This is a genomic window from Rhodococcus sp. 14C212 (assembly GCF_011058195.1).
GTDB classification, from domain to species: domain Bacteria; phylum Actinomycetota; class Actinomycetes; order Mycobacteriales; family Mycobacteriaceae; genus Rhodococcus; species Rhodococcus aetherivorans.
This window is the reverse complement of record NZ_JAALEH010000079.1, coordinates 16186-27477: the sequence shown is the minus strand read 5'-3', so window position 1 is coordinate 27477 and position 11292 is coordinate 16186. Positions and strand designations below refer to the sequence as shown.

The following is an 11292-nucleotide window of genomic DNA, read 5'->3' as shown; positions in this document are numbered from 1 at the left end:
GTCGGCTTGTCCAGCTGTTCCTGCTGACGGCGGCGTAGCAGTGCCCGCATCTGTTCGGCATCGAGCAGCCCGGGAAGCCCCAGGTAGTCGGCTTCCTCCTCGCTGCCGGCGAACGTCGCCGTGCCGAACGAGGAGCCGTCGTAGATCACCTGGTCGAGCTCGGCATCGGCACCGAGCGCGGTGAACGCCTTCTCCTCGTCGCCGGGCTCGTCCTTGCGCCGGTTGGCGTCGGCGAGCAGGTCGTCGTCGAAGCCCTCCTTCTCGCGGTGCGGCTTGCCGAGCACGTGGTCCCGTTGGGCCTCGAGCTGGCTGGCGAGATCGAGCAGCACCGGCACGGACGGCAGGAACACGCTCGCGGTCTCGCCCTTGCGGCGCGATCGCACGAACCGGCCGATGGCCTGGGCGAAGTACAGCGGCGTCGATGCGCTGGTGGCGTACACGCCCACCGCGAGCCGCGGCACGTCGACGCCTTCGGACACCATTCGCACCGCCACCATCCAGCGTTGGGTGCTCGCGTCGAACTCCGAGATGCGCCCCGAGGCGGTCGGGTCGTCGGACAGGACGAGTGCGGGCGCCTCGCCGGTGAGCTGCTCGAGGATCCTGGCGTACGAGCGGGCCACCGTCTGGTCGCTGGCGATGACCAGTCCGCCCGCGTCGGGCATCCCGCCCTGGCGCAGCTGCTCGAGCCGCGTGTTGGCGGCGGTGAGGACGGCCGGGATCCAGTCGCCGGCGGGATCGAGCGCGGTCCGCCACGCCCGGGCGGTCTGCTCTGCGCTGAGCGGCTCGCCGAGCCGCGCCGAGTACTCCTCCCCCGCGTTGTTGCGCCACCGGGCTTCACCGGAGTAGGCGAGGAACACCACCGGGCGCACGACGCCGTCGGCGAGTGCGTCGGCGTAGCCGTACGCGTGGTCGGCCCGGGACTGCATGAGACCCTCGGCGTTCGGTTCGTACATCACGAACGGGATGGCGCTGTCGTCGCTGCGGAACGGCGTTCCGGTCAGGGCGAGGCGGCGGGTGGCGTCGCCGAACGCCTCCCGGATGCCCTCCCCCCAGCTCTTGGCGTCGCCGCCGTGGTGGATCTCGTCGAGGATGACCAGGGTGCGGCGCGCCTCGGTGCGGACCCGGTGCTTGAACGGATGCGAGGCGACCTGCGCATAGGTCACCACCACGCCGTGGAAGTCGCTCGACGTCTGGCCCGTGGAGTTGGTGAAGTTCGAGTCCAGCGCGATGCCGGAACGAGCGGCCGAGGCGGCCCACTGGTGTTTGAGGTGCTCGGTCGGGGCGACGACCGTCACCTGGTCGACGGTGCGGTCGCGCAGCAGCTCGCTCGCGACGCGGAGCGCGAACGTCGTCTTACCGGCGCCCGGGGTCGCGACGGCGAGGAAGTCCCGCGGACCCGTCGCGAGGTACTTCGTGAGGGCCCGGCGCTGCCAGGCACGCAGCTGTCCGGCGGGGGCGGAGGACGCTGTTCCGACGGTCTCGATGCTCACCGGCTACTCGTGCTCCTTCTCCGGTCGTGCAGGTGGTTTCGCCCGGCGGCGGCGTCGGCGGGCGGCGAACGGGCACCGCCGTGCGGTCGCCGGGCGGGCGACGGCCGTCGAGCAGCCTATCCCGGCCCGCGCGCCCGGCCCGCATCCGAACCGCCGTCCGTGACGCGGGCGACAGGAGACGATCATGACAGAATTCGCGGTCCCGTCGGCCCGCCGCCGCGCACCGCGGCGTGTCGTCAGGAATGCTGGAAGTACCCATGAGCGACATATCCCCACCGGCCGGATCCACCGCCGCATCGAGCCCGCGACGGCGGCCGGTGCATCGCGGCCTGCGGGTGATCGCCCGCACGGCGACCAAGGCGTGGGACGACTCCATCTTCAGCAAGGCCGCCGCGGCCGCGTTCTGGCAGACGCTGTCGTTGCCCCCGCTGCTGCTGGGCCTGCTGGGCAGTCTCGGGTACGTGGCCGGGTGGTTCGGGCCGGACACGGTGGAGATCATCCAATCCAAGATCGTCACGTTCAGCCGCACGATGTTCAGCGAGAGCGTCGTCGACGACATCATCGGGCCCACGGTGCAGGACGTGCTGCTGCGGGGACGCGCCGACGTGATGTCCCTCGGGTTCCTGCTGTCGCTGTGGGCGGGTTCGTCGGCGATCTCGACGTTCGTGGACTCGATCGACGAGGCACACGACCAGCACGATCACCGGCATCCCGTCTGGCAGCGGTTCTTCGCGCTGCTGCTGTACGTGGTGTTCCTCGTGCTGGCGGTGTTCACGCTGCCACTCGTCGCGCTCGGGCCGACCATGATCGGGCGTGCGCTGCCGGCGGCGTGGTACGACCTCGGCACCCGGCTGCTGGACACGTTCTACTACCCCGGCGTGGGACTGCTGCTGCTCGTGGGCCTGACGACGCTGTACAAGGTGGCGCTGCCGAGATCGTTGCCGTGGCATCGGCTGCTGGGCGGCGCGATCCTCGCGGGCACGTTCTTCATGGCGTCGAGCGCGGGACTGCGCTGGTATCTGCGGTGGGTCTCCGGGACCGGCTACACCTACGGAGCGCTCGCCACCCCGATCGCGTTCCTGCTGTTCACCTTCTTCCTCGGCTTCGCAGTCGTGCTGGGCGCCGAGTTCAACGCGACCGTGCAGGAGTTCTGGCCTGCCCGTGAGACCCGCATCGAGCAGATGCGCCGGTGGCTGGCCGAACGGGCGGCCGCGGCGCCCTCGCCGGCGGCGGCCGCGGTGACCGGCCTGACCCGGCGGCTCGGGACGGCGCCGATCCCGATCCGGCTACCAGACATCATGCGCCCGGAACAGCGGGAACCGGAGTCGTGCCCCGTGGACGCGCCGCACCCGCGCGCAGCGGAAGAGGCCGCCGGCGAACACGCCCCGGCGGCTCCGGACGAGACGGCCGATCAGTCGCCCTTGCGCAGGCCCTCGTAGACCTTCTTGCACTCCGGGCACACCGGTGACCCCGGCTTCGGGGAGCGCGTCACCGGGAAGACCTCGCCGCACAGCGCGACGACGTGGGTGCCCATGACCGCGCTCTCGGCGATCTTGTCCTTCTTGACGTAGTGGAAGAACTTGGGAGTGTCGTCGTCGGTGGTTTCGTCGGTGGTGGTATCCGGCCGTTCCTTGATGTCGGTGCTCACCGTTACATGATGCCGCACCCTCGGTGCGGATGCGCATGTGCATTCCGCGCGCGCGGGTGGGACAGTAGAAGGATGTCGAGAACTCCGGGTTTCAATGGGGACTACGACGACGGGTCACCCGAGAAACCGGTTCTGATCACCGAGGCGGCGTTGTCGCTGGAGGACCAGCACCGTGCGCGGGTCCGCAAGTACCTCACGCTCATGTCCTTCCGCATCCCCGCCATGATCCTCGCCGCCCTCGCGTACGCGGCGTTCGCCAATCCCTGGCTCTCGGTGGGCATCCTCGCCCTGTCCGTCCCGTTGCCGTGGGTGGCGGTGCTCATCGCCAACGATCGTCCACCGCGGTCGAAGGACGAGCCCAGCCGTTGGGACGGCCGCGGGGACGAGACCACCGCCCTGGAGGGCCCGCAGCCCCGCGTGATCGACGGCTGACCGGGTTCCCCGGTCCCCGGCGACGCGGCCTCGGGGTGCTGCCAGAATGCGGGGGTGGACCGCGACCTGCTGCTTTCGATCTGTCCCCCGCTACGCACGGCGCTGACGTGCGCCCGGTTCGACACCGACACTCTGCTCGAGCTGCTCGGCCCCGACGCGCACGCCGCGCTCGGCCGGGGCGAGCCCGTGCCGGTGCGGCGGGCCGCGGCGGGCGGGGGTGATCTCGGCACCCTCGTGCGCCTGTTCCTGGTGTGCGACACGCTGCCTGCCGCGCAGGTGGGGGCGGCGCTCGCCCCGGTCGACGTGGCGACGGCGATCGCGGCCGGGCTGCTCGAACGCGACGGTGACGGCGTGCGCGCGGCGCTGGACCTGCGCCCGCTCGACGCCGGCACCGGCACCCGCTGGATGCTGTCGGACCTCGACGGGGCGATGCGCCCCCGGCCCACCCGCGAGGACCACGTGCTCGGGGTCGGGCACGCCTCGCTGTCGCTGCTGCAGGCCATGCCCACCGACCCGGTCGGCTCGGTGCTGGACCTGGGCACCGGCTGCGGCGTACAGGCCGTGCGCGCCACCGACTTCGCCGGCACCGTCACCGCCACCGACGTCAACGCCCGGGCGCTGGACCTGGCCGCCGCGACGGCCGCGCTGAACGAGGTCGAGGTCGAACTGCTCGAGGGGTCGTGGTTCGAGCCGGTGACCGGCCGCCGCTTCGAGCGGATCATCGCGAACCCGCCGTTCGTGGTGAGCACCGGACGGGTCGAGCACACCTACCGGGACTCGGGCCTGGACCTCGACGGGGCGAGCGAACTGATGGTCTCCCGCGCCGCCGAGCACCTGACCCCGGGGGGCACCGCGGCGATGCTGGCCTCGTGGGTGCACGTCGAGGACGAGGACTGGCGACGCCGGATCGCCTCCTGGCTGCCCGCCCACGGGGTCGATGCGTGGATCGTGCAGCGCGACGTCGCCGACCCCGCCCTCTACGTGGGGACGTGGCTGCGTGACGGCGACGCCGATCCGCGGGATCCGGCGGTGGCGGCGCGCGCCGAGGCGTGGCTCGACCACTTCGAGCGGCACCGGGTCGAGGGCATCGGCTTCGGGTTCGTCTACCTGCGGCGCACCGACGCGCCCAGCGACGTGCTCGCCGAGGACCTGCGGCACGGCTTCACCGACCCGCTCGGGGCGGAGGCCGTCGGCTACTTCGAGCGGCTGGCGTGGTTGCGCGACCACGATGTCCTCGAGGCGCGGTTCGTCGTGCGGCCCGACACCGCCCTGGAGCGCGTGTACCTGCCGGGTGAGGACGGCTGGCGGCAGGTGGTGACGCGCGTGCACCGCGGCGGCGGCCCGAACTGGCAGCACGAGGTGGACGATCCCGCGGCGGCGCTGCTGGCTGGGATGCGGGCCGACGGCCTGCCGCTGTCGGAACTGGTGGCGCTGCTCGCCGCCGCGCACGACGAGGACGAGCAGGCGCTGGCCGGGCGGGCGGTCCCCCTGGTGCAGGCGCTCGTCCGGCACGGACTCGTCGAACCCGTCCGGTAGGGCGGCCCGGCGGGCCGGAAAGTTACCCGCCGGTTCCCCCGGTGGTGTGTTCTCAGCAACTTCTCAGGACCTGTTCGCCGTATCCGCAGGTCAGGACGGTTCCGGCGGAGGAACCCCGGGAACTTTCCCAGGGGTCCTGCGCGTTGAACGCATCGAGACACCACCGATGAGGAGGCACGTCATGGCACGCCCCGATACCACCGCCCGCGTCGATTCCGACCTCGACAGCCAGAGCCCGGCCGCGGACCTGGTCCGCGTCTATCTGAACGGGATCGGCCGCACGGCCCTGCTGAGCGCTGCGGACGAGGTGGAACTGGCCAAGCGGATCGAGGCCGGCCTGTACGCCCAGCATCTGCTGGAGACCAAGAAGCGGCTCACCGCCGCGAAGAAGCGCGACCTGGCGTTCGTCGTGCGTGACGGCCGGGCCGCCCGCAGCCACCTGCTCGAGGCGAACCTGCGTCTGGTCGTGTCCCTGGCCAAGCGCTACACCGGCCGCGGCATGCCCCTGCTGGACCTGATCCAGGAGGGCAACCTGGGCCTGATCCGCGCCATGGAGAAGTTCGACTACGCCAAGGGCTTCAAGTTCTCGACCTACGCCACCTGGTGGATCCGTCAGGCCATCACCCGCGGCATGGCCGACCAGAGCCGCACGATCCGGCTCCCCGTCCACCTCGTCGAGCAGGTCAACAAGCTGGCCCGGATCAAGCGGGAACTGCATCAGCAGCTCGGCCGGGAGGCGACCGACGAGGAACTGTCCGCGGAGTCGGGTATCCCGGTCGAGAAGATCGGCGACCTGCTGGACCACAGCCGCGACCCGGTGAGCCTGGACATGCCGGTCGGCAACGACGAGGAGGCCCCGCTCGGCGACTTCATCGAGGATGCCGAGGCGACGTCCGCGGAGAACGCGGTGATCGCCGGGCTGCTGCACAGCGACGTGCGCAGCGTCCTGGCCACCCTGGACGAGCGCGAGCAGCAGGTGATCCGCCTGCGCTACGGCCTCGACGACGGCCAGCCCCGCACCCTCGACCAGATCGGCAAGCTGTTCGGCCTCTCCCGTGAGCGGGTCCGTCAGATCGAGCGGGAAGTGATGGGCAAGCTCCGCGAGGGCGACCGCGCCGAACGCCTCCGCGCCTACGCCAGCTGACCGGGCAGTCGGCCGGACGATCCCCGAGAACCGGGCTGGGTTCTCGGGGATCTTTGCGTCCGCGGACCGCCGCGGCCGCGGCAGCCGTGTCAGCGCAGCCGGCGGGGGCCGAGGTCGAGGGGGTGCGGTTCGGGTCCGATCCGCAGGTGCGCGTCGGTGATCTCCGCGCCCGTGGGAGACGCGAGGATCGGTTCGCACGCGATCTCCCGCACCTCCGGCAGATCGTCGGCGAGAGCGGAGATGCGCTGGACCAGGTCGACGAGGGCGGCCTTGCTGACCGGCTCGGTATTGCGGTAGCCGGACAGCAGCGGCGCCGCCTTGGGTGCGTCTATCAGCTCGACCGCCTCGTCCTCGGTGACCGGCAGGACCCGGAAGGCGCGGTCGCCGAGCAGGTCGGAGATGACCCCGGCGAGACCGAACGAGATCAGCGACCCGAACGACGGGTCGTCCTGCACCTGCACGACGCAACCGATGCCCTTGGTCGCCATCTTCTGCACGTGCAGCAACGGCTCCCCGGAGACCGCGGCGAGGTCACGGTACGCGATCCGCACCGCCTCGGGCCCGAGCAGATCCAGCCGCACCCCGCTCAGGTCCGGCCGGTGCCGCCAGTGGGCGCCGGTCGCCTTCACCGCGACGGGGAACCCGATCTCCTCCGCGGCGGCAACGGCCTCGTCGGCCGTGGTCACCGCCCGGAACTCGGCGATGTGCACGCCGTAGCACGCGAGCAGCAGCGCCGCCTCGGTGTCCGAGAGCCAGCGTCCGTCCGGCGACGTCGCCAGCCACCCTTCGACCAGGGTGCGGGCCTTGTCTGCGTCGACGCCCGCCGGGCGGACGACCTGGGAGGCCGGGCGGCTGCGCCACTTGGCGTACCGCCACGCCCGAGCCAGCGCGAGCGCCGCCCGCTCGGGCCCCGGATACGACGGCACCGACCCCCGCGTGGGGTGGCCGTCCGGTCCGCGCACGGCGAGCACGTCGGGCAGGCCTTCGGTGGCGAGGAACGTCGTCAGCACCGGCTTGTCGGTGCCGGCGACGGCGTCGCGCAGGGCCTGCGCGTACGGCTCGACCGTCACGGCGACCGGGGGCACGAACACCGCGATCACCGCGTCGACATCGGCCGCCTCGAGCGCGTGGGCGACGGCCGCCGCGAACTGTTCCGGCGAGGCCGTCGCACCCAGATCGACGGGTTCACCGACGTGCAGGCCCTCGCTGCGGGCGGCATCGACAGCGAGTACGCCGAGGGCCGTGGAGTTGCCCACCACCGCGACGCGAGGTCCGGCCGGCAGCGGCTGGTAGCCGAACAACAGGGCGGAGTCGAACAACTGCGAGATCGAACCCACCTGCACGACGCCGGCCTGCTCGAACAGGTCCCGCACGATGGTGTCGTCCATCTCCCCCGTGCGGGCAGCCAGGACCGGGGGCACGGCGTGGCGGCCGCTCTTGACGGCGACGATCGGCTTGCTGCGGGCCACGCGCCGCGCGATGCGCGAGAACTTGCGCGGATTGCCGAAGCTCTCGAGATACAGCAGCACCACCTCGGTGGCCGGGTCGGTGTCCCAGTACTGCAGCAGGTCGTTGCCCGACAGGTCGGCGCGGTTGCCGGCAGAGACGAACGAGGACAGGCCGACGCCGGTCTTGGTTGCCTGGTCGAGGATGGCGATGCCCAGCGCGCCGGACTGGCAGAAGAAGCCGACGTTGCCGGCCGCGGGCAGCACGGGCGCGAGGGTGGCGTTGAGACGGATCTCCGGATCGTTGTTGGCGACGCCGAGCGCGTTCGGCCCGATCAGCCGCATGCCGTGTGCCCGGGCCGCGTGGACGAGACGGCGTTCCGCGGCCCGGCCCTCCGGGCCGGTCTCGCCGAAGCCGGACGACACGACGAGCAACGCCTTGACGCCCTTGGCGAGGCAGTCGTCGAGCACCGCGTCGATGGCCTCGGCCGGGACCGCCGCGATCGCGAGGTCGATGTCGTCGGGGATGTCGCGGACGGTCGGATAGGCCCGCACGCCACGCACCGAGCGGTGCTCGGCGTTGACCGGATAGACCGGGCCGGTGAAGCCGCTGCGCAGCATGTTGACCAGGACCGCGTTGCCCACCTTGCGGCTGTCGGTGGACGCGCCGATGACGGCGGCACTGCCCGGGCTGAGCAGGTTGCGGACGCTGCGGGCCTCGGCGGCGCGTTCCCGGGCGTTACGCACCGACACCAGCGCCTCGGTGGGGTCGATGGCGAACTCGAGGCGCACCACGCCGCCCTCGAAACTGCGACTGACCTGGTAGCCGGCCTCCCGGAACACCGTCACCATGTTGCGGTTCTCGGCCAGCACCTCCGCGACGAACATGTGGAGGCCGTTCTCGGCGGCGGCCCCGGCGAGGTGCTCGAGCAGGATCGGACCGAGGCCGCGGCCCTGGTGTGCGTCGGCGACGGTGAATGCGACCTCGGCGGACAGGCCGTCGCCCTCGGGCAGACCCTCGTAGCGGCCGACCGCGATGATCTCCCCGCCGAGCAGGGCCACGAACGCGACCCGCCGGTGGTGGTCGACGACGGTGAAGTTGAACAGGTCCCGTTTCGACATCGTCGGGTAGGGACCGAAGTAGCGGAGATAGCGGGTGCGCTCGGAGAGTTTGCTGTGGAAGTCCACGAGCAGGTCCGCGTCCTCGGGGACGATGGGACGCAGGTGCACGGCTTTGCCGTCCGCGGCGAGGACGTCCGCCACCCAGTGCTTGGGGTAGTTGCGGGCGACGGCGAGTGCGCGCTCGCGGGCGGCATCCTTCTCCGCCTGTGCGCGGGCTGCAGCGTCGGCCTGCTCGCCGGCGGTGGCGTCGGCCGGCTCGCCGGCGGTGGCATGGGCCGGCTCGCCGGCGGCGGCATGGGCCGGCTCGCCGGCGGTGGCGTCGCCGTCGGGGGTCTGTCCCGCGGTGACCGCGGGGCCGTGGGCCGTGTTCTCGGATTCAGTCACGCGGGTCCTCCGGGTCCAGGCCGAGCAGCGGGAAGCAGGCCCGGCGGGTGGCGACGATGGCCGAGTCGACGCGGCTGAGGGCACGATCGAACGATGCGACGCCGGTCTCGGGGGTACCGCCGGGGCCGTCCCACGGCAGATACGCCACGTCGCCGCCCTCCCCCATCACGGTGGGCAGATCGACCCCCGGCGCCATCGCGGCGACCCGCTCGCGCCACTCGTCGGGGATCGGGGTGGCGGGGTCGATCTCGCGGTCGAGTACGGCTGCGATCAGGTGGGTCCAGGATCTCGGCACCACCCGCACCAGCCCGTAGCCGCCTCCGCCCACGGCGAGCCACCGGCCCTCGCAGTGCCGGTCCGCGAGTTCGCGCATGGCGAGATACGCCGCGCGCTGGCCGTCGACGGTCAACGAGAGGTCGGCCAGCGGATCCTCCCGGTGACTGTCGGCGCCGCACTGGCTGATGATGATCTGCGGCCGGAACGTCGCGACCGCGGCGGGGACGACGGCGTGGAATGCGCGCAGCCACAGCGCGTCGACGGTGCCGGGCAGGACCGGCAGGTTGATCGCGGTCCCCTCGGCGGCGCCGGTGCCGACCTCGCTGGACCAGCCGGTGTTCGGCCACAGCGTCGCCGGGTGCTGGTGGATGGAGACGGTGAGCACCCGGGGATCGCTCAGGAAGGCGTGCTGCACCCCGTCGCCGTGGTGGGCATCGACGTCGATGTAGGCGATCCGGTCGAAGCCGTTGTCCAGGAGCCACGAGATGGCGATGGCGGCGTCGTTGTACACGCAGAATCCGGCGGCCCAGTCCGCCATGGCGTGGTGCATCCCGCCGCCGATGCTCACCGCCCGCCGGGTGCGGCCGGCGGCGATCTCCCGGGCGGCGGCGAGGGTGCCGCCCGCGAGCACGGCGCTGGCCTCGTGCATGCGCGGGAAGATCGGGTTGTCCTCGGTGCCGAGACCGTGCGGGGCCTCCGCTCCGGCGGTCGAACCCGGTGGCAGGCTGCCGGCGTGCTTGACGGCCTCGAGATAGGCGGGGGTGTGGATGCGCAGCAGATCGGCGTCGTCCGCGGCCGGCGGGCGCAGGGTCTCCACCCCCTCGAGCAGGCCGAGGCCGCGGGACAGAGCCATCGTGAGATCGAGCCGGGTGGGATTCATGGGATGGGTCGGGCCCCACCGGTAGTCGAGGAACTCCGGGCTCCACACCACCACTCGGTCGCCGCTCGGATGTGTCGGATCGCCCGTCGCGGCGGAGGTCGTGGTCATGGCCACAAAGCTACTGCGCCGCCCGGGGCGATGCGAGTGCCGGAGGGCCCCGGCGCGCCCCGCCGGGCGGCGCCGCTCGAGGTGCGCCCGCCGGGGGTTTCGCCCGGTTAGAATCGGCCGCAGACGAAGGGGTGTGAGAGTGAAGGACCTGGTCGATACCACGGAGATGTACCTCCGGACGATCTACGACTTGGAGGAAGAGGGCGTCGTGCCGCTGCGTGCGCGCATTGCCGAGCGCCTGGAGCAGAGCGGACCGACCGTGAGCCAGACCGTCGCCCGGATGGAGCGGGACGGGCTGCTGCGCGTGGCAGGCGATCGGCACCTCGAACTGACCGAGAAGGGCCGCGACCTGGCGGTGTCGGTCATGCGTAAGCATCGGCTCGCCGAGCGGCTGCTCGTGGATGTGATCGGTCTCGATTGGGAGAACGTGCACGCCGAGGCATGCCGCTGGGAGCACGTGATGAGCGAGGAGGTCGAGCGCCGCCTCGTGGAGGTGCTGCACAACCCCACGACGTCGCCGTACGGCAATCCGATTCCGGGACTGGACCAGCTCGGGCTGCACCGCCCGGCGGCGGCGGACGAGCGGCTGGTGCGGCTCACCGAGATCCCGCCGGGCAAGCCGACCGCCGTGGTCGTGCGCCGGCTGGCGGAGTACGTGCAGTCCGATCACGAGGTGATAGGGCGGCTGCGTGAGGCGGGGATCGTCCCCGACGCACGCGTTACAGTCGAGACGAAGCCGGGGTCGGTGGTCATCAACGTGCCCGGCCACGACGGCTTCGAACTTTCCGACGAGATGGCCCACGCGGTGCAGGTGAAGCAGGTCTGAG

The 11292-nt window shown here is 71.9% G+C and carries 9 protein-coding genes; 5 read left to right on the top strand and 4 right to left on the bottom strand.

What is annotated here, in order from left to right; translation table 11 throughout:
• A partial coding sequence (locus G6038_RS24175; protein ID WP_165040469.1) for a DEAD/DEAH box helicase occupies positions 1-1490 on the bottom strand: 1490 nt, incomplete at its 3' end.
• 257 nt (positions 1491-1747) lie between these two features.
• Here G6038_RS24175 and G6038_RS24170 point away from each other — a divergent pair.
• Complete coding sequence (locus tag G6038_RS24170; protein WP_165040467.1) at positions 1748-2929, top strand: YihY/virulence factor BrkB family protein; 1182 nt, start codon at positions 1748-1750, stop codon at positions 2927-2929.
• On the opposite strand, the gene G6038_RS24165 is transcribed toward G6038_RS24170, so the two are convergent.
• Positions 2902-3138, bottom strand: coding sequence for a DUF3039 domain-containing protein (locus G6038_RS24165; RefSeq protein ID WP_003935590.1), 237 nt, complete (start codon positions 3136-3138; stop codon positions 2902-2904). The two genes, G6038_RS24170 and G6038_RS24165, sit on opposite strands and share 28 nt — an antisense overlap.
• A 72-nt stretch (positions 3139-3210) precedes the next feature.
• On the opposite strand from G6038_RS24165, the gene G6038_RS24160 reads away from it, so the two are divergent.
• The 3 genes from G6038_RS24160 (at position 3211) to G6038_RS24150 (ending at position 6250) form a co-directional block, all read left to right on the top strand.
• Positions 3211-3570 (top strand): DUF3099 domain-containing protein, encoded by a 360-nt coding sequence (locus G6038_RS24160; RefSeq protein ID WP_165040465.1) that lies wholly within the window; start codon positions 3211-3213, stop codon positions 3568-3570.
• 54 nt (positions 3571-3624) lie between these two features.
• A complete protein-coding gene (locus tag G6038_RS24155) occupies positions 3625-5106 on the top strand; it encodes a methyltransferase (protein ID WP_165040463.1) in 1482 nt (493 codons plus the stop codon).
• Positions 5107-5287: 181 nt separating this feature from the next.
• Positions 5288-6250 (top strand): sigma-70 family RNA polymerase sigma factor, encoded by a 963-nt coding sequence (locus G6038_RS24150; RefSeq protein ID WP_165040461.1) that lies wholly within the window; start codon positions 5288-5290, stop codon positions 6248-6250.
• A gap of 89 nt (positions 6251-6339) precedes the next feature.
• Here the strand turns inward: G6038_RS24150 and G6038_RS24145 are convergent, their stop codons facing one another.
• Both G6038_RS24145 and G6038_RS24140 read right to left on the bottom strand, forming a co-directional pair.
• Entirely contained in the window at positions 6340-8958 is a 2619-nt protein-coding gene (locus G6038_RS24145) for a GNAT family N-acetyltransferase (RefSeq protein WP_346772907.1), read from the bottom strand.
• Positions 8959-9193: 235 nt separating this feature from the next.
• A complete protein-coding gene (locus tag G6038_RS24140) occupies positions 9194-10465 on the bottom strand; it encodes an acetoin utilization protein AcuC (RefSeq protein ID WP_165040457.1) in 1272 nt (423 codons plus the stop codon).
• Between the two features lie 139 nt (positions 10466-10604).
• Between G6038_RS24140 and G6038_RS24135 the strand changes: the two genes are divergently transcribed.
• A complete protein-coding gene (locus G6038_RS24135) occupies positions 10605-11291 on the top strand; it encodes a metal-dependent transcriptional regulator (protein WP_165040456.1) in 687 nt (228 codons plus the stop codon).
• The last annotated feature ends 1 nt before the right edge of the window (position 11292 follow it).

Bases quoted from the DNA above. Each gene is read 5' to 3' on its own strand.
- G6038_RS24170 (WP_165040467.1), top strand. From the start codon at position 1,748: ATGAGCGACATATCCCCACCGGCCGGATCCACCGCCGCATCGAGCCCG.
- G6038_RS24160 (WP_165040465.1), top strand. From the start codon at position 3,211: ATGTCGAGAACTCCGGGTTTCAATGGGGACTACGACGACGGGTCACCC.
- G6038_RS24150 (WP_165040461.1), top strand. From the start codon at position 5,288: ATGGCACGCCCCGATACCACCGCCCGCGTCGATTCCGACCTCGACAGC.
- G6038_RS24140 (WP_165040457.1), bottom strand. From the start codon at position 10,465: ATGACCACGACCTCCGCCGCGACGGGCGATCCGACACATCCGAGCGGC.